Source organism: Hydrogenophaga sedimenti, assembly GCF_051857515.1.
Classification (GTDB): domain Bacteria; phylum Pseudomonadota; class Gammaproteobacteria; order Burkholderiales; family Burkholderiaceae_C; genus Hydrogenophaga.
In genome coordinates, this window is the sequence record NZ_JBPZHA010000009.1 from 205,911 (window position 1) to 230,172 (window position 24,262).

The window sequence follows — 24,262 nt, forward strand, 5'->3', positions numbered from 1 at the left end:
AGACTCAGGAGACAACATGAGTGCCGCCACGTACACGCCCTCCGGCGGGGAGCGTGTCGACATGCCCCCTTCGGTCGGAAACCCGGTCGGTCGCGACGCCATCGGTCAGTCGCACCAGCGTTCGCGCGCCTATGGCATCACCGAACAGTCGGAACCGGATTTTTCCAGCCCGCTGCGCGGCGACCTGACCAATGCACTGGACGAGAACCGGTTCCTGTTCCAGCACGCGGCGCCGGTCATGGAAACGCTCTACGACCAGATCGCCAACACCCACAGCATGGTGCTGCTGACCTCGGCCAAGGGCATGGTGCTGCACTCCCTGGGCGACTCGGACTTCCTGGAAAAAGCCTCGCGCGTGGCCCTGATGCCCGGCATGGACTGGTCCGAAAGCACCAAGGGCACCAACGCGATCGGCACCGCGCTGACCGAAGAGGAAGCGCTGACGGTCCACGGCAACCAGCACTACCTCAACGCCAACAAGTTCCTCACCTGCTCCTGCTCGCCGATCTTCGACCCCTATGGCCAGGTGATCGGCGCGCTGGACGTGACCGGTGACCAGCGCAGCTTCCACCAGCACACGCTGGCGCTGGTGCGCATGTCGGCGCAGATGATCGAGAACCACATGTTCGCCGACATCTTCCCGAAGGCGATCCGGGTGCACTTCCACACCCGCTCGGAATTTCTCGGGACGCTGGTCGAGGGCATCGCGGTGTTCTCGCCCGAAGGTCGCTTCATCTCCGCCAACCGCAGCGCGCAGTTCCAGATCGGCCTGCCGTTCGCCGCGCTCAAGGCCCACACGTTCTCGTCGCTGTTCGGCATCCCGATCTCGTCGCTGATCGACCTGTTCAGCGGCACCCTGCCCACCCCCAAGCAACTGGTGCTGCACAACGGCGTGGCGGTCTGGTGCCGGGTCAAGGTCAAGGCGGCCAACCCCTGGTCGGCCGATCGCTCCGCGCCGGTCACGCCGCAGCAGGCCGAAGAACAGGCCGCCGCCGCGCCGACCCCGGCCCCGGCGGTCCGGCCGGTGCCGCGCAAATCGCACCTGTCGACGCTGCAGTACCTGGACACCGGGGACCCGCAGGTGTCGGCCGTGATCCACAAGCTGCGCATGGTCTCGGGCAAGGACATCCCGGTGATGATCCTGGGCGAGACCGGCACCGGCAAGGACCTGCTGGCGCAGGCCATCCACGGCGACTCCAACCGCTCGGGCCAGCCCTTCGTCTCGGTCAACTGCGCCTCCATCCCCGACAACCTGATCGAGTCCGAGCTGTTCGGCTACGAAGAAGGTGCCTTCACCGGCGCCCGCAAGAAGGGCTCGATCGGCAAGATCCTGCAGGCCAACGGCGGCACGCTGTTCCTCGACGAAATCGGCGACATGCCCAAGCACCTGCAGGCGCGCCTGCTGCGCGTGCTGCAGGAACGCAAGGTCAGCCCGCTGGGCGCCGGCAAGGAGGTCGATGTCGACGTCGCCATCGTCAGCGCGACCCACAAGAACCTCAAGGACATGATCGCGCGCGGCGACTTCCGCGAAGACCTCTACTACCGCCTCAACGGTCTGGTGGTGCGCCTGCCGGCGCTGCGCGAGCGCACCGACTTCGACCTGGTGGTGCAGAAGATCGTCAAGTCGCTGGCCGAGACCGGCCAGCACATCGGCATTGCGCCGCCGGTGATGGACATCTTCAAGCGCTACCACTGGCCTGGCAACTTCCGCCAGTTGCACAACCTGCTGCGCACGGCGGTGGTCATGGTGGGCAACGACGGCCTGATCGACATGGTCCATCTGCCCGACGACTTCCTCGAAGAACTCGAGCACGGCCTGCCGCACCCGATCGCCCAGCGGCTGAGCACTCCGATCCAGGTCAGCGAGCCCTCGTCGCTGCCCGAGTTTCCCAGCACGCCGCCGATGCCCGAACCGGCGGTGGACGGACAGAAGCTGCAGGACGTGGCCCTGAGCGCGATGGCGCAGATGCTGCGCCAGCACAAGGGCAATGTGTCGGCGGCGGCCAAGGCGCTGGGCGTCTCGCGCAACACGATCTACCGCAAGAAGAACCTGCTACCGCCCGACGTCCTGGGTTGAGGGCAGCCGGTCCATCCACTCCGGCTCCAGTTCGCGCCAGGCGCGCAGCACGTTGAAACCGTGGCGCGCCCCGTAGCCGGCCCAGTCGCTGAAGGCCGGCAGCGCCACACGCCCGGTGTCCTGCGGCTGCACGCCCTCGTCCATCGCCCGCAGCGTGGCCTCGCGCAGCGCCTGCAGATAGGCGCGTGTCGCGGGCAGGGCCGGCGGCGGTTCACCGTCCCCGGGTGAACTCGACCAGACGGTGGAAATCAGATGGCGCGGCGCCAGCGCCTGCAGACGGTCCAGCGCGGGCAGCCAGCCCTGCAACTGCCCCTGCGCCAGCTCGGGCACACGGTCCTGGTACGCCAGCCCGCCGGCCCACAGCACCCTGGTCCGCGACTCCCACAGCACCAGATCGCCCTCGGTGTGGCCGTGTTCCACACGCATCACCCGCAGCCGCAGGCGCCCCACCCGCAACAGCTCGCCTTCGGACAGCGTGCGCGTGGGCAACACGATCTGAGTCCCGGCCATGGCCCGCTCTCCGGCGCGGTGGACCAGGCTCACGAGACAGTCCGGACAGCGCAGCGACATGCCTTCGCGCGTCGGCCCGCTGGCCAGCACCTCGACCCGGTGCGCGGCGATGTCCTCGGCGAAGGCCGAATTGGCCAGCGTGTTCTCCGAGTGCGCGTGGGTGTTGACGATCCAGCGCACGCGGGCACCGAAGCGGCAGGCCAGCGAGCGGCGCAGGCGCAGACCGTGCGCCTGGCTCGGTCCCGGATCGATCACCATCGCGGCACGGCCGGCGATCAGCACGCTCACCGGCATGACGTGACCGCCGTTGGCCGGCGTCACATCGCCATGCTCCGGCGGCAGCCAGACCCAGACCCCCGGCACCACGGCGCGCCAGGGCACGGGCTCCAGCGTCCGGCATTCCTGCGCCGCCTGCAGCGACGGCCACCACAGCAGGGCGGTCAGCCACAGGGCCGCCCGACTCCACGACAACCGGAACCCGCGCCTCATGCGCGCCTCACCCGCGCGCGCAGCGCCACCAGCGTGGCGGGTTCGTGACCGAGGTGACCGGCCGTGGTCAGCGTCAGCGACACCCGCGGGGCATCGATGCGCTGGCCGATGGCACTCCAGCGCCGGCTGTTCTGCGGCGGGCAGACCATGTCGTACCGGCCATGCACCCAGTCCACCCGCACTCCCGTCTGTGCCAGCGACATCACCGCACGGTCCAGCTGGCCGGGCCGCACGAAGCCGCGGTGCAGCAGGTAGTGCGCCTGGATGCGGAACTTGGCGCACAGCGCCCGGTCGCTGCGGTCGGCGCGCGAGCCCCGGCGCTGGAAGTCTGCCCAGGCCCGGCGTTCGCGCCGCCGCTGCGTGGCCCAGGCGACCCGCAGCGCGGGCGCCGGCCGCGGCGCGTGCAGCAGGGCGCGCCACATGCCGCGGGCCGCGGCACGGGCCTCCAGCTGTCCCCAGCGCCGCGCCACGCCCAGCGCTGCAACACCGGGTGTCACGCTTTGGAGCACCTGGCGCAGACGGACCAGCAAGGCCGGCAGCGAACGGCTGCGCGAACAGGGCCAGAGCCACTCTGGCACCTTAGGTGTTTTCCCGAATCTGCGCGCCTGCAGCAGCCCTCCGACCTCGCGCCGCGACACCGCGAACGCGCCACGCAACACCAGGCGCTCGACCCGCTGCGGGTGCGCCTGCGCATAGGCCAGTGCGAGCACCGTGCCCCACGACCCGGCCAGCACCGACCAGCGCGCCAGTCCCAGATGCATGCGCAGACGCTCGAGGTCGGCCACCAGCGCCGCCGTGTGGTTGCGGCGGGTGGCGCCGCGCGGCCGGCTCGCGCCACTGCCACGCTGGTCGGGCGCGATGGCCCATTGGCGCGTCAGATCCAGCGGCGCCATCAGACCCGGGTTGGCACCGCTGCCTGGCCCGCCGTGCAGCAACAGCCAGGCTGGCCCCTCAGGGTTTCCCCCGAGGTGCCAGGCCATGTGGTGCGGCGCACCGACCGCCAGGTCGCGCTGGCGCCGCCAGTGACCGGACTTGGTGGCATCGATATTGCTTTTCATCGGGTGCGGCTTGGACTGCAACGGTGCAGGCAAGTCAGCAGTCATGATTCATGCCAACCTCAATCTTGGAGACACAACATGCAGTGGACCACGCCCGCCTTCACCGACCTGCGCTTCGGTTTCGAAATCACGATGTACATCGCCAACCGCTGACCACCAGCGATAGCGAACTCAGGCGCACGGGTGTTTCACACGTGCGCCTTTTTCTTTTCCACTGACCCCTGCACGGGCGGTACCCCCGCGGCGTGCCAATCCAGTCTATGCGCATTCGCGTTCTCGGCTCCTCGGCCGGCGGCGGCTTTCCCCAGTGGAACTGCAACTGCCCCAATTGCGACGGCCTGCGCCGCGGCACCCTGACCGCGCGGGCCCGCACCCAGTCATCGATCGCCATCAGCGACAACCGCCAGGACTGGCTGCTGGTCAACGCATCCCCCGACATCCTGCAGCAGATCCGCGAGACGCCGGAACTGCAACCCGCGCGCGCCATCCGCGACAGCGGCATCGCCGCCGTGCTGCTGATGGACGCACAGATCGACCACGTGACCGGCCTGCTGATGCTGCGCGAGCGCAAGACGCCGCTGCCGCTGCTGGCCACGCCCGAGGTCTTCTCCGACATCGGCAGCGGCTTCCCGATCACGGGCATCCTTTCGCACTACTGCAGCACCGCGAAGCAGGAACTGCCGATCGACGGCAGCGCGGTCGCGATCCCCGCCCTGCCCGGCCTGCAGCTGCAGACCGTCTCGCTGTCGTCCAAGCCGCCGCCGTACTCGCCGTTCCGCGGCAACCCGCGCCCCGGCGACAACATCGGCCTGCTGGTCACCAACCCGGCCAACGGCGCCAAGGCCTTCTACGCGCCCGGCCTGGCCGAAGTCACGCCCGCGCTGATCGAACTCATGGGCGGCTGTGCCGTCGTGCTGGTCGACGGCACTTTCTGGACCCACGACGAGATGCAGCGCCTGGGCCTCTCGGCCAAGGCCGCGCTCGACATGGGCCACCTGCCGCAGAGCGGCCCCGGCGGCATGGTCGAACAGCTCGACCGCCTGCCCGCCGGCGTGCGCAAGATCCTCATCCACATCAACAACACCAACCCCATGCTGGTGGAAGACTCGCCCGAGCGTGCCCTGCTGACGCAGCACGGCATCGAGGTCGCCCACGACGGCATGGACATCACCTTCTGACCCGCCATGGAGATCGCCCGCCACCCCCGCCCCCACACCGGCCTGCCGGCCTGGGGTCCCGAAGAGTTCGAAGCCCAGCTGCGCGACAAGGGCCGCAGTTACCACATCCACCACCCGTTCAACGTGCGCATGAATTCCGGTGGATGCACACCCGACGAGATCCGCTGCTGGGTGGCCAACCGCTTCTACTACCAGATCTGCATCCCGCGCAAGGACGCGGCCATCCTGGCCAACATGCCAGACCGCGAACACCGCCGCCTGTGGGTCGAGCGCATCCTCGACCACGACGGCCACGGCGATCACCAGGGCTCGGCCGCCGGCGGCATCGAGGCCTGGACGCGCCTGGGCGAAGCGGTGGGCATGTCGCGCGAGGAGCTGTGGTCGCTGCAGCATGTGGTGCCGGCCGTGCGCTTTGCCTGCGACGCCTATGTGCACTTCGCGGCCACGGCGCCCTGGCAGGAAGCCGTGTGCTCTTCGCTGACCGAGATGTTCGCCCCGCAGATCCACAAGGACCGCCTGGCGACCTGGCCCACGCACTACCCCTGGATCGAGGCCAACGGCCTGACCTACTTCCGCAGCCGCATCCCGCTGGCCAGCCGCGACGTGGAGCACGGCCTGCGCGTGACGCTGGACCATTTCAGGACCCGCGAGCAGCAGCACCGTGCACTGGACATCCTGCAGTTCAAGCTGGATATTCTGTGGACCATGCTCGACGCGATTGAAAAAGCCTGCCAATGACCTCGACCACCCTGCCCGACCAGCCCAAGCTCTCGCGCAAGTTCCGCCTGCAGTTCGAACCGGCACAGGACCGCTGGGTGCTGCTCTATCCCGAAGGCATGGTGCAGCTCAACCCGAGCGCGGCGGAGATCCTCAAGCGCTGCGATGGCGAGCGTTCGGTCGATGCCATCGTGGGCGAGCTCGAAGCCACGTTCAACGCACAGGGCATCGGCCCGGAAGTGAAATCGCTGCTGGAGGAAGGTCAACGCCGTGGCTGGATCGAGTGAGTTGCTGAGTGCCGCCCCCATCCCCGCCGGTCCGCCCCTGTGGCTGCTGGCGGAGCTGACCTACAAGTGTCCGCTGCACTGCGTCTTCTGCTACAACCCGACGCAGCACGCGAAGGTCACCGAGGAGCTGAGCACCGCGCAGTGGGTCGACGTGATGGCGCAGGCGCGCAAGCTCGGCGCGGCCCAGCTGGGCTTCTCCGGTGGCGAGCCGCTGCTGCGCGACGACCTCGAAGAGCTGGTGCAGGAAGCCCACCTGCTGGGCTACTACACCAACCTCATCACCTCCGGCGTGGGCCTCACGCCGGCGCGGGCGCAGCGCCTCAAGGACGCCGGGCTGGACCATGTGCAGCTCTCGTTCCAGGACTCGACCAGGGAACTGAACGACTTCCTGAGCCACACCAAGACCTTCGAGCTCAAGCAGCGCGTGGCGCGGCTGATCAAGGAGCACGACTGGCCGATGGTGATGAACTGCGTGCTGCACCGGCACAACCTGCCGCATGTGCGCAAGATCATCGACATGGCGGTCGCGCTGGAGGCCGAGTACCTCGAACTGGCCAACACGCAGTACTACGGCTGGGCCTGGGTCAACCGCGACCACCTCATGCCCACGGCGGACGAACTGAAGGTGGCCGAAGCCGAGGTCAACGCCTTCCGCGCCGAGCAGGAAGGCCAGACCGGCCCCAAGACCCGCGTGCTGTTCGTCGTGCCCGACTACTTCGAGGAGCGGCCCAAGGCCTGCATGAATGGCTGGGGCGCGGTGTTCCTCTCGATCGCCCCCGACGGCCTGGCCATGCCCTGCCACAACGCGCGCGACCTGCCGGGGCTGCAACTGCCCAATGTGAAAGACGTGTCCATCGCCGACATCTGGCAGCGCAGCAACGCCTTCAACACCTACCGCGGCGACGCCTGGATGAAGCCGACCTGCCGCAGCTGCGACGAGCGCCACAAGGACTTCGGCGGCTGCCGCTGCCAGGCCTTCCTGATCACCGGCGACGCGGCCGAGACCGACCCGGTGTGCAGCAAGTCGGCCCACCACGAAAAGGTGGTCGCGGTGGTGCGCGACGCGCCCAGACGCAGGAACATCCCGATCGTGTTCCGCAGCGACGCCGAATCGCGCGTCTTGCACCCATGAACGCCGGCAGCGCTCCCAGCCACCGCATGTTCGGTGCCCTGCTGGCGCGCCGTGTGCCGGGTGCGAACCGGCCGTCGATGAATTTGGAGCGTGCCGACCAGGGACTGTTCCTGCTCTGGCTGGCCTTCATGGGCCTGCTGGTGTTTGCCTCGTGGCTGCTGTGGAAAGCGGGCGCATGGCACCGCCTGGTCGCGGCCGATCCGACCCACCTCACCGTGGCCATCGTGCTGCTGTTCATCGGCTGCTCGCTCTGGACCGGCCAGCGTGCCTGGGTGCTGGGTCTGGAGCGCCAGCGGCTCGATGGAGGGCACATCGGTGACGGCAGCTGGAGCGGCGAATTCCTGCAAGGCACGCGGCAGCCCGGCGCCGACCGCTCGGCCTGGCTGCAGGTGCTGGGCGAGCAGGCGCACGGCCCGCACGAGATGGCCTGGTGGCTCAACGGCATCCAGCTCAAGCTCGGCCTGCTGGGCAAGGTGATCGGCTTTTCCATCCTCGCCCTGCAGCTGGGCCAGATGGACAGCTTCGACCCCAGCCAGAGCGCGCAGCTGCTCAAGAGCCTGACTGGCGGCCTGGGCATCGCCCTGCTGACCACCGTCACCGGCCTGACCGGCAACATCCTGCTGGGCCTGCAACTGATGCGGCTGGACCGCTTCGCCGACGCGCTGGTGGCCGACGCATTGGCGCTCTCGCTCAGGCACACGAACACGCCCACCACGGGCACCGACGGAGCAGGCGATGGCGATCGGCCGGCCGGTCCGTGACACCGAGGCCGATCCGTTCTACGACATGTTGTTCAACATGTTGATCGCGTTCGTCTTCTGTTTCGTGATCGCGATCCTGGCCTTCAACCCGCGGGCCCGCAAGGCGGGTGACGTGCCGGCCAAGGCCGAGTTCATGGTCACCGTGTCCTGGCCCGACAACAACCCCAACGACATCGACACTTGGGTGCTGGAGCCCGGCGGCAAGACGCTCTGGTTCCGCCAGCGCGACGCCGGCCTGCTGCATCTGGACCGCGACGACCGCGGCGCCAAGAACAACAGCGTGATCGTCAATGGCCGCGAACTGACCAGCCCGATCCGGCAGGAAATCGTGACCCTGCGCGGCATCGTGCCGGGTGAGTACGTGGTCAACGCCCATTACTACGACAGCAAAGACCAGCAACCGGTCGACGTGTCGGTCGCGGTCGTGAAAGTGAACCCGCAGGCCGAGATCATCTACACCGGCACCCAGCAGATCCCGCGCAAGGGCGACGAGCGCACCCTGGTGCGGTTCACGATCGACGACAGCGGGCGCGTGCTGGACCTGAGCACCAACCCGAAGACCATCGTGCAACGCACCGGACTATGAACCACACCAAGAACACGTTGCCATGATTCCCGCCGTTCCCTCCCAATTGCTGCTGCTCGCGATCGTGTACGCGCTGCTGGCCTTTCTGCTGCTGGTGCTGTGTCTGGGCACGCGCTGGCGCTGGAGCCTCAAGGTCGCGCTGGTGCTGGTGGTCAGCGGCTTCTACCTGTTCTCCTACCAGTCGCTGCGCGGCATGTCCGGCTGGCCGGCCGACGACGAACTGCCGCGCAAGTTCATCCTGCTGTCGGCGGTGTTCGACGAGCCCAGCCCCGGGCGCGGCCATCCGGGCGCGATCTATCTCTGGGTGAATCCGATGAAGGACAACCAGCCGCTGGAGATGCCGCGCCAGTTCAAGCTGCCCTACGAGAAGGACCTGCACCGCATCCTCGGCGACGGCGTCAAGAAGGCACGCGACGGCAACACCCAGATGGGCGAGACCGAACCGCGCCGCGGCGAGGGTGGCCTGGCCTGGCTGCGACCAGCGGGCGACGACAAGCTGCAACTCAAGCTCAGCGACCTGCCGCGCGCGCAGCTGCCCGAGAAATGATGAGCCCCCCCTGCGCCGCTTCGCGTCCTCTCCCCCTCGTGCCGCGGGGGGACCGCCCCTGTGGCCCGGCAAAGCCGGTTCCACGGTGCGACTGGCCTGTCGCGCCTGCCGTGTTGGCCCTGGCGCTGCTGTCGGGCTGCTCCGGCCGCGATCTGGGCAACGAGTGGTTTCCGCTGCGCGAAGGGGCTTCGCAGACGCTGGACGTGCGCTATGCGATGGACGAGCCGCACGAGCCCGAGCGGTGGACCATGGATGTCATGGCGCCGGCCACGCTCAAGGAGCAGACGGTCGCCGTGCGCCACCACTCTGCCGGTGTGAGCTACTACCTGGTGGCCGACGAACAGGGGGTGCGCCGCGTGGCCACGCGCACCGACATCGACCGAGATCCCACGCCCGATGCCGAACCACTGTGGGTGCTCAGGGCACCCTACAAGGTCGGCACCGAGTGGACCACGCCCACCGTGCCCTACCTGCTGCAACGCAAGAACGAATATCCGCGCGAGCTGAAGTACTCGCACAAGGTGCCGATGAGCTGGCGCATCGAAGCCGTGGACGACAGCATCACACTGGCCGACGGCAGCGTGCACAGCCCCTGTCTGCGGGTGCTCGGCCTGGCTCGCCTGAACCTCTACACCGATCCGGTCAACGGGTTCAATGAAGTGCCGCTGACCAGCCGGGAGTGGTATTGCCGGGGCGAAGGGCTGGTGAAGTTCGAGCGCGAGGAAAAGGTGCCGGCCGGTTTCATCACCGGCGGCAAGCTGACCGCCGAGTGGACCCGGTAGCCGGGCCCGACCGCGCGCAGGCCTCAGCGCTTGCCGTGACCGCCCCCGTTGCCACCACCATTCCCGCCGCCGTTGCCGCCCCCGTTACCGCCGCCATTGCCTCCGGCATTTCCGCCACCTTTGCCACCGCCGTTGCCGCCGGCATTTCCCCCGCCATGGTTGCCACCGGCGCTGCCGCCGCCCTGCCCTCCGGCGTTGCCATGACCGCCGGAACCGTTGCCGGCGCCGGAGGTGTGGCCACCGCTGCTGTCGGACTGTCGCCCCTTGGCCAGACCGGGGGTGCCGGTCGCGGCAGGATCCCGGGCCGTGTTGATCGCCACATCCCGGGGTTTCGTGGTGTGCAGCCGGGCTTCTTCCTCGGCGCGGTCCGCTCGGTTGGCGGCACTCACCACCGCACCCAGCCGCAGTCCGAGGCTGTGGGCGATCTCGCCCCAGCCCATGCCTTTGTCGCGCATCGCTTGCACGGAGCTGGTCGCCAGCGCGAGCTGGGCCGGTGTCGGTGTGGTGATGCCCTGCTGTTTGAGATCGGCCTTGGCCAGTTGCAGCGCAAAGGACTGCTGGCGCAGGGAAGTCGATGTGCCGCCGGTGACGTCGTCCCAGGCCAGCGCCGTCCCCAGCGACAGCCCCGTGGCAATGATCAGGGCTGCGCCATGGCGAAGAGGTCGGGTCAAGGAAATCATGGTGGTTCTCCGCTATGAAAAGGCGCCTCATGCTAACGGGCCGGGGGTCTCGCCGGGTATCCAGACGTCACAGCGGTAATGTTCGGTGAACCGACTTTGGCCTTAATGTGACTGTAAGCATCGGAAGCAAACCTGCCGGACGTTCACAACACCTCCAAGGAACCGGCATGAGACAAACCCGCAACGCCCTCGCCCTCCCACAGCTTCGCCTGCTGGCCGCCTCGATCGTCATCGCCACGCTGACCGCCTGCGGTGGCGGCAGCGGCAGCAGCTCGACGACCACCGACAAGTCCTACAAGGGCACGGTCACCAGCGTCAGCGGACCGTCCAGCTTCAGTGTGGACGGCATCCCGGTCGACGCCAGCGGAGCCAGCGCCACGGCGCAGGGTGTCACGACGGGCAGCCGGGTGGAGATCCAGGGCGAGATGGTCAACGGCACCATCCAGGCCCGCCGCGTCGAGTTCGACGACGACAGCGCCACCGACGACAGCCGGACCGACCCCAGCGAACTCGATGGCCGCGTGACCAGCTACACCAGCCCGACCAGCTTCAGTGTCGACGGCATTCCGGTCGACGCCAGTGCTGCGCCGATCACCCTGACCGTCGGCGCCCATGTCGAAATCCACGGCACGGTGAGCAACGGCGTGATGGTCGCCAGCAGCGTGAAGATTGAAGGCCACTCCGAAGGCAGCGGGTCGTCCGGCTCCGGCTCGGACGACGACAAGGACGACCACAACTGCGCGTCCACCACGAAGTCCGGCTGCGACGACGGCAAGGACGATGGCAAAGACGACGACGGGGACGACAGCCGCTGCACGGCAACGACCCCCTCCACGACCGGCAGCAAGTCGGACGACTGCGACGACGACAGGACCAGCGGCAAGCACTGAGTCACGGCCCCATCTCCCGCAGCACGGGGCTTCGCGCCCCGTTTTCATTACTCGATGCGCAGTTCCTGGATCCAGCGAGCACCAGGCGCGAAGTCGTCGCGCTCCATCGGCCCGTAGGGTGGCACGCTGGTGTCGTCCGGCGGTGAGCCGATGCGGTTGAGGTCCACCGCCTGCGGCCTGCCGACCAGCCCCGTCTCGGTCTGCACGAACTTGAAGATGATGCCGTTCCAGAGCCGGGCGCCGAAATCGGTCGGCAGCTTGTAGAAGAACAGCAGGTGGTGTTCGAGCCAGGACCAGTCACCGGTTGAAACCGTGCCCGGGCTGGCGTAGGGATAGGGAACGAAGCAGCTGACCTCCTGGGCGGCGGGCAGGCACTTGAACTCCCGCATCGACAGGAAATGGTCCTTCATCACCGCGTGATCCATCTGCACGCGGATGCCGGCCCTGGCACCAGCCATGGGGCGGAAGGTGACGGCACCGATGCGTGTGCGGAGCCCGTCGCGGGTGACGGCGATGATCGATTTTTCGCCGTCGGGCAGCGCCGGCTGGGCGGCCGCTGCGCCAACGATCAGGGAAACAAACAGCCCGCTCAGGGCTTGGTGGACAGTACCCATTGGGCCAGGGTCTTCAGGTCTGCGGCGCTCAGGCTGGGGTGCGGCGGCATCGGAATGCGGCCCCATTTGCCCTTGCTGCCGTACTGGATCGACTGAACCAGGTTGGCCACGCCATCCTTGTCGTCCTTGTATTTTTCAGCGACCGACGCGTAAGCCGGGCCCACGATCTTTTCCTTGGCCGAATGACAGGACAGGCAGCCGTTGGCCTTGGCCAGTTCCAGGGCGGCGGCTTCGTCCAGGGCGTGGGCGGAACCCGCGGCAAGCAGCAGGCTGGAGGAGAGGATCAGGAAAGTACGCATGGCTCAGCAAGGGAAAAGAGTCTGAAAAAAGAAAAAGGACGGGACCTCTCCAACACCAACCGCAGAAGAGATCCCGTCCAGCACACACCGAGGAACCGGCTTGGCCGGGCCTCTGGTGTGGTCCCCCTCCGGGGGGAAGCCGCAACGCGGCGCAGGGGGGAGTTACTTCGCGAGCTTGAAGGTCCAGACGGAACCGCCCTGTTCGAGCATGTTCACGCGCTTGGCCACTTCACCACCCCACAGCGGAACGGCACCACCCCAGCCGGAGACGACGGAGATGTACTGCTCGCCACCTTCCTTCCAGGTGATGGGAGGCGCCACGATGCCGGAACCGGTCTGGAACTTCCAGACGATCTTGCCGGTCTTGGCGTCGGCGGCCTGCAGGTAACCCTCAGGCGTGCCCCAGAAGACCAGGTCGCCGGTCGTCAGCACACCACCCCACAGAGGAGCGCTGTTCTTGACTTCCCAGGCCACCTTGCCGGTCTTCGGGTCGATCGCGCGCATCGCGCCGATGTAGTCCTCGTTCAGCGGCTTGATGGTGAAGCCAGCACCCAGGTAGGCAGCGCCCTTCTTGTAGGTGATGGGTTCGTTCCAGATCTCCATGCCCCATTCGTTGGAAGGCACGTAGAACAGGCCGGTCTTCGGGCTGTAGGCCATCGGCATCTGGTTCTTGCCGCCCAGGAAGCCCGGTGCGGAGAACACGGACTTGCCCTTGGCACCGTCGCCACCAGCGGCCGTCGGGTCGCCAGGACGGTTGGCCGGGTCGAAGTTCGGACGGCCGGTCTTGAGGTCGATGCCGGTGGCCCAGGTCACCTTCTTGACGAACGGGAAGGCGTTCTGCAGCTTGCCGTTTTCGGCGTCGATCACATAGAAGAAGCCGTTGCGGTCCGCCTTGGCGCCCATGCGCTTGCCGTTCATGTCGAAGGTGACGAACTCGTTCACACCGTCGTAGTCCCAGCCGTCGTTCGGCGTGGTCTGGTAGTGCCACTTGATCTGGCCGGTCTTCACGTCGATGGCGACGGTGGAGGCCGAGTACAGGTTGTCGCCCTGACGCACGTGGCTGTTCCAGGGGCCGGGGTTGCCGGTGCCGAAGTAGGCCAGGCCGGTCTTCGGATCGTAGGTGCCGCCCAGCCAGGTGGCTGCGCCGCCGGTCTTCCAGGTCTCACCCGGCCAGGAGGCGTTGGTGGTGCCGGAGATGCCGTTTTCCTTGCCGTCCTTGTAGCCCATGTGGCCTTCGACGGTCGGGCGCGACCAGACCAGCTTGCCGGTCTTGGGATCGCGCGCCTCGACGCGGCCGACCACACCGAACTCACCGCCGGACACGCCGGTCAGCAGCAGGCCGTCAGCGATCAGGGGAGCGGCGCTGTAGCTGTAGCCCGCAGAGTAGTCGTCGATCTTCTCGCGCCACACCACCTTGCCGGTTTCCTGGTCCAGGGCGACGAGCTGGGCGTCCAGCGTGCCGAAGATGACCAGGTTGTCGTACAGGGCGGCGCCGCGGTTGATCACGTCGCAGCAGGGCATGATGCCTTCGGGCAGACGGTGCTCGTACTTCCAGAGCTTCTTGCCGGTCTTGGAGTCCAGCGCAAAGATGCGCGAGTAGGAGGCGGTGACGAACATCTTGCCGTTGTTCACCAGCGGCTGCGATTCCTGGCCGCGCTGCTTCTCGCCGCCGAAGGACATCGACCACACCGGAACCAGCTTGGAGATGGTCTTGGCGTTGACGTCGTTGAGGTCCGAATGGCGCTGGCCCTGGGTGCCCATGCCCCAGGTCAGCACGTTTTCGGGGCTGGCCGCGTCTTTCGCGATCATGGCGTCGGTCACCTGCGCGCTCACCTGTGCGGTGGCGGCCATGACCAGAAGGCTCAATAGGGTGCGTTTCACTGTGGGTCTCCTGCTCGTTCGTAGGTTGATGGCTTTCGGTGGTTGGTGACGTCTGACCGCTCTCGTGGCTCCGACCCTCCGGTCTTCGACGTGCACGCAACCTGAAGTTGGCAACTTCTGTGCCAGCGGAACTCCTAGGGTTTACACGGACGTTGCAGCGCACCAAATGCCGTCGAAAGGCCTCCTGCCGACCCCGACTGCGCCAAAGGCCTGCCCCTGCGACAGGACACCTTTGTGACACTGTTCAAAAATGTGTCACTTGGCCGGCGCGGCCAGGACCTTCTGTTCGTAGTGCGGGTACCACTGCGTGAGGCTGCGGTGCAACTCCGCAGGCTGTGCGGCCCAGCGCGCGAATCGCTCGGGCACCGGCGTGCGCAACACCTCGCCCAGGTCCAGGCCACGCTCGGCGGCCGTCTGCATGGTCGACGTCAGCCACTGCAGCCAGTCGCGCGTCTGCCGCAGGCCCGCCGCGCCCTCGTGCACCGGGCCGTGGCTGGGCACCACGGTGCGCGCCGCGCCGCTGGCGATCTTCTGCTCCAGCGCGTCCAGGCTGGCCTGCCAGGCGGCGAAGTCGGCGTGTGGTGTGGTCGGCACCCGCTCGGCGAACACGAGCCCGCCGGTGAACAGCACACCGGTCGTGTGGTCCAGCAGCACCAGGTCGTCGCCGGTGTGGCCGTTGAGGCGCCAGAGTTCCAGCCGGTGGTTGCCGATCTGCTCGGTGCGCGGCAGTGTCCCGGGGTCGATGGCCTGCTGCGAGGGCGTCGACTCGCTGCCTTTCATCCAGTCGCCGCACAGGCGGTACAGGTTGTCGGCATAGGCACCGCCTTCGGCCTTCATGCCGGCGATGCTGCCGGTCAGTGCCTGCGTCGGCGTGCCCGACCAGGCCTGGTTGCCGAAGAAGTAGTCGGGGTGCAGGTTCAGCTGCAACACGCGCAGCACCGGCGCCTTCGTCACCCGCTCGATCGCGCGCCGCTGCTGCTCGCCGTACAGGCGCGACGGCCCGGTGTTGATCACCAGCACGCCCGCACTGGTGGCGATGAAGGCGGTGTTGATGATATTGCAGCCGTTGGCGCGGCTGAAATCGGCCACCTCGCCCTCGATCACCCAGGTGTCTGCCGCGATCTGGCGCGGCCTGAGGTCGTAGTCGAGCCGGACCAGGTCGGGCGCCGAGACCGGCGGCGGCACCGCCAGGGTGTCGGCCTGCGCCGACAGCAGGCCGGACAGCAGCAGGGACAAGACCAGGCGCTTCATGTCGTCAGCGCCGCGTCGATGCGGTTGCCGTTGTTGTCGCGGCCCACCAGGCGCAGGCTGGGCGGCAACTGGGGGGGCAACTCGAAGGTGATCAAGGGGTTCTCCGACACCGGCTCGTGCAAGGCCAGCCGCCACCACACCTGCCCGCCGCTGTCTTCGAGCTGCAGGCTCTCGATGTGGAACGACGGCACGCCCGCGACCAGCCCGGTGTCCATCGGGTGCATCACGCGCAGGCGCAGCCGGCGGCTGCCCTCGATGACGTTGTGGAAGAAACGCGCCTGCACCTGCCCCAGCGTCCTGCTCCAGGAGCCGTCGGCCCGCGTCAGGCCGGGCACCGTGCAGCCGCCGCCCGAGGCCTGCACCCAGGTGCTGCCCACATGCCACTGCCCGTCCTTGGTCTGCACGAAGGCCCGCACCGGCGAGGCCTGTTCCATGCGGATGCGAAACGCCAGCATCGGCAAGGCCTTCATCGGCTCGAAATCCAGCACCTGGCGCACCGGGTTGCGGTCGACCGCCACGCGGATGCGCTGCACGCCGCCGCCCGTGCCCGACAGGCCGCGCGCATCCACCAGCAGCGGCACATTCATCGCGTCGTCGGCAAAGTCCGGCCCCTTGACGATCACCGCGTCGCTGAACTTCGCGACCGCCTTGCCAATCGTCTGCTCGCGCAGGCTGGGGTATTGCATCGAGCCCAGCGGGTCGCCGCCGGTCTGGTCGTCCTGCGCACGGACGACCGGCCAGCACGCCAGCCCGGCCGCACCGGCAAAAAAATGGCGACGGGTCACAGGCAGGTGCATGGGATCGCTCCGGAAGTTTCAGCCGCGCTGGCGGATCCAGCCGCGCTGCGGGTCGTAGCCCCAGAGCGCCGCCAGGAAGAACACGGCCGTGCAGCCCAGCACCACCGCCCAGGCCGTGCCGTTGAACAGGCCATACATCGCAAAACGCATGGCCTCGACCGCGTGGGTGAACGGGTTGAACTCGGCCAGCTTGAGCAGCCACCAGGCGCCCGACTCCTCGAGCTTCCACAGCGGATAGAGCGCGGGACTGATGAAGAACATCGGGAAGATCACGAAGTTCATCGTGCCGGCGAAGTTCTCCAGCTGCTTGACGTAGACCGACAGCACCAGGCCGACCGAGGCCAGCATCACCGCCGCGCAGACCATGGACAGGACCAGCCAGGGCAGGTGCTCCAGCGGCACCTCGACCCCGAAGGCCCAGGCGATCAGCAGGAACACCACCATCTGCAGCACCGACAGGCTGGTGCCCGCCAGCAGCTTGAACGCCAGCAGCCAGCCGCGCGGCAGCGGCGCCGTCAGCAGCAGGCGCATCACGCCCATCTCGCGGTCGTAGACCATCGAGAGCGAACTCTGCATGCCGTTGAACAGCGCCACCATGCCCAGCAGGCCCGGCACCATGTAGACCTTGTATTCGATGTAGGTCTCATAGGGCGGCACGATGGCCACGCCGAACACGTTGTGGAAACCGGCCGAGAACACCACGAACCACAGCAGCGGCCGCACCAGGGCCGAGCCCAGGCGCGAAGGCTGGCGCAGGAAGCGCCCGATCTCGCGGCCCACCACCGCCCGCAGCGCGCGCAGCAGGTGCGGCAGCAGTGCGGGCGCGGGATTGACGGGGCTCAGGGTCGTTGCTTGCATGTGCTCTCCGCTTCGTCCACGCCCAGCGTGTCCATCACTTCCTTGGGGTGCAGCACGCCGTCGACCGGCGCCACCGCGGCGACACCGTCGACATGGCTCAGGAAGATCGGCTGGCGCAGCTGGCCGTCCCAGGCGCGGAACGACAGGCGCGGCCCCTTGAAACCGTCGACACCCACGGCGCCGCCACGCAGCGCCTTGAGTTGCGCCGCGATCGGGGCCTTGGGCTGTTCGGCCAGCACGGTCGCGATGGCGCGCCCCGCCATCCACGCGGCCCAGTCGTGTCCGCTCATCGGCCGGCCGGCCTTCTTCGCGAAACGCCGCGAGAGCTGCGGCCCGCCGTTGCGCTCCCACAGCGGGTGCCAGGGCGCGGCCACCAGACCGTTGGAACCCACCACCGGCCGCGGCCACTGCGTCGCGTAGGGCACGGTGCGCGCGAATTCACCGTCGCTGTCGAGCACCGCCACCACATCGTGCTCGCGCTCGCCGGTCAGCAGGCGCACATTGGCCAGGTCGCGCTCGCGCGGATCGCCGGTCAGCTTGAACGGTTTGAGCTGCGTCGTCTTGAGGCCGTAGCGCTTGGCCGAGCGGTTGAAGGCCTCCAGCTCCAGCGCGTCCTCGGGCAAGGCACCCTGCAGCACCAGCGCCTTGCGCCAGTTGCGCGCCGCCAGGTACTGCGCCAGCGCGTCGCTGGCCATCGCCCGGCTCGGGTAGGTGTGCAGCAGGTGCGCGGCGCATTGCGCACCGCGCAGCGCATCGTCTTCCTGACCACTGTTGATGACGATGGCGCCGCCCAGCGCGGCCGGCGCCGCCTGCACCAGCGCATTCAGCTCCGGCACCGGCAGGTCGGCGACCAGGTGCTGCACCTTGGCCGCCTTGAGCTCGGCCAGCACCTTGGGCAGAGCCGCCGCGTTGGGCAGCACCACGTCCTTGACCACCAGCTCGATGCCCACAGCGTCGAGCTCGAACGACGAGTCCTCGGCCGCCAGCTTCACCCCGTCGATCGCACGCCCGGTCGGATGACCCGGATAGGCCTTCTCCATGCGGCGCGGCGCAAAGCGCGGATCGCCGTCGAGCGAGACCACGGCAATCGTGACCTTGGTGGCGGCCAGCGCCGGCAGAGCGACGGCGAGAGCCGCACCAGCCACCAGCGCCTTGAGGGAAAACGTCAGACGGTCTTTCATGGGGTGACGAGAATGGTGTGCGGCACACGGCCCGCGGGCACCGACTTGACCGCCTTGGCGGCGGCCACGTCGACCAGCGTCATGTCGTCCGACAGGCCGTTGGCCACGTACAGGGTCTTGCCGTCCGGGCTGAAGGTCAGGCCCCAGGCGCGCTTGCCGACCAGCACCTGGTTCTTCACCGCGCGCGTCGCGACGTCGATCTGGGCCACGTGGTTGGCGCGGCCCAGGCCGACCCACATGCTCTTGCCGTCCGGGCTGATGGTCATGCCCACCGGGGTGATGTCGGTCTCGCGCATGCCCTTGAGCGCGAACTTGATCGACTGCTTCGTTTCGTTGGTCTTGGTGTCGACGATCGACACACTGGCGTCCAGCTCGTTGGTCACCCACAGCTCGGCGCCGCCCGCGGCCAGCACGAAGCGGCGCGGCCGCTTGCCGACCTTGATGTTCTTGACCACCTTTTTCTGGCCCAGGTCGATCACGTGGACCACGTTGGCGACCTCGGAGGTCACGTAGGCGGTCTTGCCGTCGGGCGTGACCAGCACGCCCTCGGGCTCACCACCGGTCTTGACCTGGAACAGCGCCTTCTTCGTCGCCAGGTCGTAGGCCGCCATCACGCTCTCTTCCTCGATCGAGACATAGGCCGTCTTGCCGTCGGGACTGAGGTCGAAGATCTCCGGGCTGTCGCCCAGCGGCACCGAGCCGGTCATCCTGCCGGCGGCGGTGTCGACGATGCCCAGTTCGTTGCTGTCGCCGCAGCAGACGTAGATCGATTTCTTGTCGGCGCTGAACATCATGTGGCGAGGGCGCTTGCAGACCTCGATCGCGGCCTGCCGCTCCCCGGTGGCGCTGAACACGTAGACCTTGTTGTCCTTCTCGCTGGACACATAGACCTTGCTCTCGGCCTGGGCCGGTAGGCTCAGGGCCAACGAAGCGCCTGCGGCGCACAGGGCCGCGATCAGGGGGCGCAGGGAACGCGAAGAAAGCTTGGCACTCAGGGCCATGGATGGGTCTCCTACTGTTTTTCGAAACCTTCGCGTCGGATGCGCGATGCGCCGGACGCGCGCGATCTTTCTGCAAAATCGGTGCCAGCAGAAATCGGCTGGTACAGGAACGGAATTTGCCTGATCATGCCGCGTCCCGGGGGTTTTCCGAGGGACTTGAGACTATCAGGCCATGCATGAGACACACACCGCTGCTCACAGCGTTCAAAAATGACACAGGGATAACCCTGAGTTCGTCCACCGACCCGAACACCGCCGTTTCGCGCCGGGGCTTTCTGGGTGCCGCCGGTGCGCTCGCGCTGAGCGCCGCCAGCCCGCTGGCGCAGGCCCAGGCACCCTTCCCGTCCAAGCCGGTCCAGCTCATCGTGCCCTGGCCCGCGGGCGGGCAGACCGACCTGACGATCCGCATCCTGGCCGAGGAAGCCGAGCCGCTGCTCGGGCAGCCCATCGTCGTGGTCAACAGGCCCGGCGCGGCCGGCACCATGGTGGCACCGATGCTCAAGGCGGCCGAGCCGGACGGTCACGTGATCGGGCAGGTGCCGCTGACCGTGTACCGACACGCGCTGATGAACCACGTGCCCTGGGACCCGGTGACCGACCTCGCGCCCATCCTGCAGGTTTCGGGTGTGAGCTTCGGCCTGCTGGTGCCGGGCAACAGCCCGTTCCGCAACGTCGCCGACATGATCGAGTGGGCGCTCAAGCGACCGGGCGAACTCATCATGGGCTCCACTGGCGTCGGCACCACCGCGCACCTGGCGATGGAAGAGATCCTGCTGCAGAACAACGTGAAGTACGTGCATGTCCCGTACAAGGGCACGGCCGACCAGATGCTCGCCATCGCCAGCAACCAGATCATGGCCGGCGTCAACTCCACGGGCTTCGCGCCCTGGGTCGAGAAGGGCCAGATGCGCCTGCTCGCCACCTTCAACGCCGCGCGCAACACCCGCTGGCCCGAGGTACCGACCATGCGCGAGCTGGGCTACCCGCAGGCGGTCTACACCTCGCCCTGGGGACTGGCCGCACCGGCCGGCACGCCCGAGGCGGTGATCCAGAAACTGCACGAGGTGTTCCGCCGCGCGATGAACGCCGAGCGCCACACTTCGGCACTGGCCCGCTACGATCAGACGCTCGAATACTTGGGCACGCGCGACTACCGCCAGTCGGTGCTGGTCACCGTCGAGCGCGAAAAGAAACTGCTCGCCCGCATGAACCTGCTGGCCAGACCCGCCTCATGACCGAACCCCTCGCCCAAGCCACCACCAACGTGGTCCACACCGTCCTGAAGGCCGACGGCCTGCACAAGGCCTACAACGGCAAACCGGCCCTCAAGGGCGTGAGCCTGCAGGTCCAGGCCGGCGAAATGCTGGCACTGCTTGGCCCCAACGGCGCCGGCAAGTCGACCCTGCTGCAGTTGCTCACCGGCCTGTTCACGCCCGATCAGGGCAGCATCGAGGTGCTCGGGCAGGACATGCGCCAGCACCCGGCGCGCGCCCTCGCGGGCCTGGGCGTGGTGTTCCAGCAGAGCGCACTCGACATGGACCTGTCGGTGATGGCCAACCTGCTGTTCCACACCGACCTGCACGGAATCCCTCGCAAGACGGCGCGCGAACGCATCGACACGCAGCTCGGCGCCATCGGTCTGCAGGACCAGGCCAGGGCCGTCGTGCGCAGCCTCTCGGGCGGCACGCGGCGCAAGGTCGAGCTGGTGCGCGCGCTGCTGCACCAACCGCGCGTGCTGCTGATGGACGAGGCCACCGTGGGCCTGGACCCGGCCTCGCGCCAGCAACTGCTCGACACTGTGCGCGGCCTGTGCCGCAATCAGGGCCTCGCGGTGCTGTGGGCGACCCACCTGATCGAGGAAGTGAAGACCGCCGACCGCCTGCTGCTGCTGCACCAGGGCACGGTGCGTTTTGACGGTCACATTGACGCGTTCATGGCCGCGGCCGAGGGCCCGGACTTCCAGACCGAGGTGCTCAAGGCGCTGCAGAAGCCTGGGCTCTGAGCCCAGGCCTGTTCTCGTTCAGAACGCGTAGGCGACGGTCACGCCCAGCCCCCACTGCCGGCCCGGCGCCGGCTCGAAGAAGCGCTTGTTGGTTTCGTTGGCGATCACCGAGCCGATGTAGGCCTTGTCGGCCAGGTTGTCGACGCGCAGGTATTCGCGCAGCTTCCAGGCACCGATCTTCTGCTCCCAGCCCAGGCGCAGGTTGAACAGCGTCGCGGCCGCGGTGCGGTCGCTGTTGACATCGTCCACCACCATCGAACCCCGGTGCACCGCTTCCAGCGCCGCGGTGAAGCCCGGCAGCGCGCGCGGCTGCCACGCGATCTCGCCGAACAGCGAACGGTCCATCACGCCCGGGATGCGGTTGCCCGAGGCCACCCGGGTGCCGCCGCTGCTGAAGGTCTCGGCAAAGCGCGCGTTGAGCGTCGACAGCGCGATGTGGCTGCGCCATTCCGGCGTCCATTGCGCACTGTGCGCGAGCTCGATGCCGGTGCGGCGGGTCTTGCCGGCATTGGTGTAGACCGTGCGGCCACCGCTGCTGGAGGCGACCACGATCTCGTCGCGGGTCCCGATGTGGAACAGCGCGACATCCAGCCGCTGGTTCTCCGACAGCTTGGTCTTCACGCCGACTTCGGTGTGTGTGCTGCGGGCCGACTTCAGGCCCAGGTTCGGGCCGCTGCCGTTGGCGGTGTAGGCGATCTCGGTCAGGGTCGGCGTCTCGAAGCCGCGGCCGATGTTGGCGTAGAGATTGGTGTCGTCGCCCAGATGGCGCGTCACGCCGATCACCGGGTTGGTCGCGCTGAAGCTCACGCGGCCGCTGTCGTCGGGGTTGCCGGCGCGGATGAAGTGGTCATCGACCTCGAACTTCACGCGGTTGGCCCGCAGGCCGGCCACCGCGCTCCAGCCTTCGTTGATCGCCCAGTCGGCCTGGGTGTAGACACCGGTGCTGCTGACCTTGCCGTCTTCATCGCGCTTGAGCGCGCCCAGCACACCCAGGTTGTTGATGAAACCCAGGCGGTGCTCACCCATGCGCTCGACGTCCACCCCTGCACTCAGGTTCACCTGCCCTTCGCCGGCCGGGATGCGGCGCGCGTAGCGCAGGCCCGTGCCTTCGTAGTGGCGGTCGAGCTGCACCGCGCCGCCGGCCGAGGTCGCCGAGGTCTGGGACGCCAGCGGCAGCGACAGCCGGTTGTCCAGGTCGCGCTGCCCCGCATAGACGCGGGCGCTCAGCTCGCTCTGGGCGTCGAGCTTGTGTTCGGCGACCAGGCCCAGCTGGTTCTGCGACACGTCCTTGCCGGCCTTGTAGAGCGTCGAGTTCGCCACCGCCTGGCGCGGGTTGGCCTGGAACTGCTCGCGCGTCAGGCCCAGCGGGTCGCCCGACTCGGGCTGGTCGAAGGCGTTGGCGACCAGGGTGAACTTCGTCTGCTCGTTCGCGGCCCAGCGCAGCTTGGCGTTGGTGTGCTGGCGCTTGGCGGCGCTGTTGACGCGCCAGCCGTCGGTGGAAAAGTCGCTGTGGTCGATCACGTAGTTCAGCGAGCCGCTCTGCCCGGCGGCCTGCAGGCCGTAGCGCCGCAACCGGTCCGAGCCGGCGTCGACACTGAAGCGCACTTCCGGCTTCTCGGGACCGTCCGCCGTGAAGACCTGCACCACACCGCCCGCGGAGTTGCCATAGAGCTGGGCCAGCGGTCCCCGCAGCACCTCGATGCGCTGGGCCGACGGCAGGCTGATGGTCGAGGCCTGGCCCTGGCCGTCGGGCATGGTGGCCGGAATGCCGTCGACGATCAGGCGCGTGCCGCGGATGCCGAAGGGCGAGCGCGAGCCCGAGCCGCGGATCGACAGCTGCAGATCCTGCGCGTAGTTCTGGCGGTTGAGCACCGTGATGCCCGGCACCCGGTTCATCACCTCGGACAGGTTGACCCGCGGGCCGGCGGCCTCGATGGCCTCCTGACCGACGGCCTGCACCGAGGCCGGGGCGTCAAAGGATTTCTGTTCCTGGCGGGAAGCGCTGACCACGACCTCCTGCAAGGTCTGGGCGCCGGCGGTGCCGGCCAGGGCCATGAGCAACGCGGCGTTGAGCCGGCGCAGGGCGAAGGTGGGGCGGTGTGTCATGTCTTGTCTCCGGAAAATGCCGGTCATCGCCGGCCTGTGGCAATGCCGATCTTCCAACAAGTTCCATGCCACGCGCCAGTGGGTCGGAGTGTTCAGGAATGGAACACACGACCGCCTGATGCGCCCGGCGCTCAGGACGCGGCGGCCCGGGCGTCTTCCGCCTCGATCTCCGCCATTTCTTCTGGAGTGAACACCCGCGAGCGGGTGTGGAAGGCCTTGCCCTCGGGGCCTTCGAGCGAAAAGGTGCCGCCGTGGCCCTCGATCACGTCGATGATCAGCTGCGTGTGGCGCCAGGTGGCGTACTGCGTCTTGCTCATGTAGAACTCGCAGCCGCCGATGACGCCCAGAAACACATCGCCCTGCCCCATGGTGATCTCGCCCAGCAGGTAGCAGTTGGCGGCGCTGTTGTCGCAGCAGCCCCCGCTCTGGTGGAACATCAGTCCGGGGCCGTGCTTGGGATGGTGTTCAAAACCCCCGGTCAAGCCCGAATGGCATGAGCGAGGCACGACAGGAACAATGGCGTGATGACCCAACGAGAACTTGGCCTGAATCTGAGTACGCGGCGCACGCGCAAAGCG

At 67.9% G+C, this 24,262-nt stretch carries 26 protein-coding genes; 13 read left to right on the top strand and 13 right to left on the bottom strand.

Annotation, left to right across the window (positions count from 1 at the left end):
• Positions 1-16: 16 nt before the first annotated feature.
• Positions 17-2,077 carry a sigma-54-dependent Fis family transcriptional regulator gene (locus ACS5NL_RS16060; RefSeq protein WP_439354924.1) on the top strand — a complete coding sequence of 687 codons (2,061 nt, stop codon included), beginning with the start codon at positions 17-19 and terminating at the stop codon, positions 2,075-2,077.
• Here the strand turns inward: ACS5NL_RS16060 and ACS5NL_RS16065 are convergent.
• Positions 2,054-3,076, bottom strand: a complete 1,023-nt coding sequence (locus ACS5NL_RS16065) for an MBL fold metallo-hydrolase (RefSeq protein ID WP_439354925.1) — start codon at positions 3,074-3,076, stop codon at positions 2,054-2,056. The genes ACS5NL_RS16060 and ACS5NL_RS16065 overlap by 24 nt on opposite strands.
• Positions 3,073-4,134: an alpha/beta fold hydrolase gene (locus ACS5NL_RS16070; protein WP_439354927.1), complete on the bottom strand. Its 1,062-nt coding sequence runs from the start codon at positions 4,132-4,134 to the stop codon at positions 3,073-3,075. The genes ACS5NL_RS16065 and ACS5NL_RS16070 overlap by 4 nt, the downstream gene beginning before the upstream one ends.
• A 78-nt stretch (positions 4,135-4,212) precedes the next feature.
• On the opposite strand from ACS5NL_RS16070, the gene pqqA reads away from it, so the two are divergent.
• The 9 genes from pqqA to ACS5NL_RS16115 all read left to right on the top strand — a co-directional run bounded on the left by pqqA (position 4,213) and on the right by ACS5NL_RS16115 (position 10,124).
• On the top strand, positions 4,213-4,287 hold the full coding sequence (gene pqqA / locus ACS5NL_RS16075) for a pyrroloquinoline quinone precursor peptide PqqA (RefSeq protein ID WP_068167214.1): 75 nt from the start codon (positions 4,213-4,215) through the stop codon (positions 4,285-4,287).
• A 107-nt stretch (positions 4,288-4,394) separates the two neighbouring features.
• Positions 4,395-5,312, top strand: a complete 918-nt coding sequence (pqqB, locus tag ACS5NL_RS16080; RefSeq protein WP_439354929.1) for a pyrroloquinoline quinone biosynthesis protein PqqB — start codon at positions 4,395-4,397, stop codon at positions 5,310-5,312.
• Positions 5,313-5,318: 6 nt separating this feature from the next.
• Positions 5,319-6,050: a pyrroloquinoline-quinone synthase PqqC gene (pqqC, locus tag ACS5NL_RS16085; RefSeq protein WP_439354930.1), complete on the top strand. Its 732-nt coding sequence runs from the start codon at positions 5,319-5,321 to the stop codon at positions 6,048-6,050.
• On the top strand, positions 6,047-6,316 hold the full coding sequence (gene pqqD, locus ACS5NL_RS16090) for a pyrroloquinoline quinone biosynthesis peptide chaperone PqqD (protein WP_439354931.1): 270 nt from the start codon (positions 6,047-6,049) through the stop codon (positions 6,314-6,316). The genes pqqC and pqqD overlap by 4 nt, the downstream gene beginning before the upstream one ends.
• Entirely contained in the window at positions 6,300-7,448 is a 1,149-nt protein-coding gene (gene pqqE / locus ACS5NL_RS16095; protein ID WP_439354932.1) for a pyrroloquinoline quinone biosynthesis protein PqqE, read from the top strand. The genes pqqD and pqqE overlap by 17 nt, the downstream gene beginning before the upstream one ends.
• Positions 7,445-8,209 carry a hypothetical protein gene (locus ACS5NL_RS16100; RefSeq protein ID WP_439354933.1) on the top strand — a complete coding sequence of 255 codons (765 nt, stop codon included), beginning with the start codon at positions 7,445-7,447 and terminating at the stop codon, positions 8,207-8,209. The genes pqqE and ACS5NL_RS16100 overlap by 4 nt, the downstream gene beginning before the upstream one ends.
• On the top strand, positions 8,184-8,795 hold the full coding sequence (locus ACS5NL_RS16105) for a DUF2135 domain-containing protein (RefSeq protein ID WP_439354934.1): 612 nt from the start codon (positions 8,184-8,186) through the stop codon (positions 8,793-8,795). Before ACS5NL_RS16100 ends, ACS5NL_RS16105 begins: the two co-directional genes overlap by 26 nt.
• Positions 8,796-8,817: 22 nt before the next feature.
• Positions 8,818-9,342: a hypothetical protein gene (locus tag ACS5NL_RS16110; protein WP_439354935.1), complete on the top strand. Its 525-nt coding sequence runs from the start codon at positions 8,818-8,820 to the stop codon at positions 9,340-9,342.
• Between the two features lie 113 nt (positions 9,343-9,455).
• On the top strand, positions 9,456-10,124 hold the full coding sequence (locus ACS5NL_RS16115; protein ID WP_439354936.1) for a hypothetical protein: 669 nt from the start codon (positions 9,456-9,458) through the stop codon (positions 10,122-10,124).
• A 23-nt stretch (positions 10,125-10,147) separates the two neighbouring features.
• Here the strand turns inward: ACS5NL_RS16115 and ACS5NL_RS16120 are convergent, their stop codons facing one another.
• Positions 10,148-10,804 (bottom strand): hypothetical protein, encoded by a 657-nt coding sequence (locus ACS5NL_RS16120; protein WP_439354937.1) that lies wholly within the window; start codon positions 10,802-10,804, stop codon positions 10,148-10,150.
• A 167-nt stretch (positions 10,805-10,971) separates the two neighbouring features.
• Between ACS5NL_RS16120 and ACS5NL_RS16125 the strand changes: the two genes are divergently transcribed.
• The gene (locus tag ACS5NL_RS16125; RefSeq protein WP_439354938.1) at positions 10,972-11,694 is read left to right on the top strand and encodes a DUF5666 domain-containing protein; all 723 of its coding nucleotides are present in this window, start codon (positions 10,972-10,974) and stop codon (positions 11,692-11,694) included.
• Positions 11,695-11,741: 47 nt separating this feature from the next.
• On the opposite strand, the gene ACS5NL_RS16130 is transcribed toward ACS5NL_RS16125, so the two are convergent.
• The 8 genes from ACS5NL_RS16130 to ACS5NL_RS16165 all read right to left on the bottom strand — a co-directional run bounded on the left by ACS5NL_RS16130 (position 11,742) and on the right by ACS5NL_RS16165 (position 19,576).
• Positions 11,742-12,308 carry a hypothetical protein gene (locus ACS5NL_RS16130; protein ID WP_439354940.1) on the bottom strand — a complete coding sequence of 189 codons (567 nt, stop codon included), beginning with the start codon at positions 12,306-12,308 and terminating at the stop codon, positions 11,742-11,744.
• Positions 12,284-12,607 (bottom strand): c-type cytochrome, encoded by a 324-nt coding sequence (locus ACS5NL_RS16135; protein ID WP_439354941.1) that lies wholly within the window; start codon positions 12,605-12,607, stop codon positions 12,284-12,286. Before ACS5NL_RS16135 ends, ACS5NL_RS16130 begins: the two co-directional genes overlap by 25 nt.
• A gap of 162 nt (positions 12,608-12,769) precedes the next feature.
• On the bottom strand, positions 12,770-14,458 hold the full coding sequence (locus ACS5NL_RS16140; RefSeq protein ID WP_439354942.1) for a PQQ-dependent methanol/ethanol family dehydrogenase: 1,689 nt from the start codon (positions 14,456-14,458) through the stop codon (positions 12,770-12,772).
• A gap of 285 nt (positions 14,459-14,743) precedes the next feature.
• The gene (locus tag ACS5NL_RS16145) at positions 14,744-15,739 is read right to left on the bottom strand and encodes a quinoprotein relay system zinc metallohydrolase 1 (RefSeq protein WP_439354943.1); all 996 of its coding nucleotides are present in this window, start codon (positions 15,737-15,739) and stop codon (positions 14,744-14,746) included.
• Positions 15,736-16,536: a quinoprotein dehydrogenase-associated SoxYZ-like carrier gene (locus ACS5NL_RS16150; RefSeq protein WP_439354944.1), complete on the bottom strand. Its 801-nt coding sequence runs from the start codon at positions 16,534-16,536 to the stop codon at positions 15,736-15,738. Before ACS5NL_RS16150 ends, ACS5NL_RS16145 begins: the two co-directional genes overlap by 4 nt.
• 18 nt (positions 16,537-16,554) lie before the next feature.
• Complete coding sequence (locus tag ACS5NL_RS16155) at positions 16,555-17,394, bottom strand: ABC transporter permease (RefSeq protein ID WP_439354945.1); 840 nt, start codon at positions 17,392-17,394, stop codon at positions 16,555-16,557.
• A complete protein-coding gene (locus ACS5NL_RS16160) occupies positions 17,376-18,575 on the bottom strand; it encodes a type 1 periplasmic-binding domain-containing protein (protein ID WP_439354946.1) in 1,200 nt (399 codons plus the stop codon). Before ACS5NL_RS16160 ends, ACS5NL_RS16155 begins: the two co-directional genes overlap by 19 nt.
• The gene (locus ACS5NL_RS16165; RefSeq protein ID WP_439354947.1) at positions 18,572-19,576 is read right to left on the bottom strand and encodes a PQQ-dependent catabolism-associated beta-propeller protein; all 1,005 of its coding nucleotides are present in this window, start codon (positions 19,574-19,576) and stop codon (positions 18,572-18,574) included. Before ACS5NL_RS16165 ends, ACS5NL_RS16160 begins: the two co-directional genes overlap by 4 nt.
• A gap of 176 nt (positions 19,577-19,752) precedes the next feature.
• Here ACS5NL_RS16165 and ACS5NL_RS16170 point away from each other — a divergent pair, with 176 nt between their 5' ends.
• The gene (locus tag ACS5NL_RS16170; protein WP_439354948.1) at positions 19,753-20,811 is read left to right on the top strand and encodes a tripartite tricarboxylate transporter substrate binding protein; all 1,059 of its coding nucleotides are present in this window, start codon (positions 19,753-19,755) and stop codon (positions 20,809-20,811) included.
• Positions 20,808-21,578 (top strand): ATP-binding cassette domain-containing protein, encoded by a 771-nt coding sequence (locus tag ACS5NL_RS16175; RefSeq protein WP_439354949.1) that lies wholly within the window; start codon positions 20,808-20,810, stop codon positions 21,576-21,578. The genes ACS5NL_RS16170 and ACS5NL_RS16175 overlap by 4 nt, the downstream gene beginning before the upstream one ends.
• An 18-nt stretch (positions 21,579-21,596) precedes the next feature.
• Here ACS5NL_RS16175 and ACS5NL_RS16180 read toward each other — a convergent pair whose 3' ends face one another.
• Complete coding sequence (locus ACS5NL_RS16180; RefSeq protein ID WP_439354951.1) at positions 21,597-23,684, bottom strand: TonB-dependent receptor family protein; 2,088 nt, start codon at positions 23,682-23,684, stop codon at positions 21,597-21,599.
• 131 nt (positions 23,685-23,815) lie between these two features.
• Positions 23,816-24,166, bottom strand: coding sequence for a DUF779 domain-containing protein (locus ACS5NL_RS16185; RefSeq protein WP_439354952.1), 351 nt, complete (start codon positions 24,164-24,166; stop codon positions 23,816-23,818).
• Between the last annotated feature and the right edge of the window lie 96 nt (positions 24,167-24,262).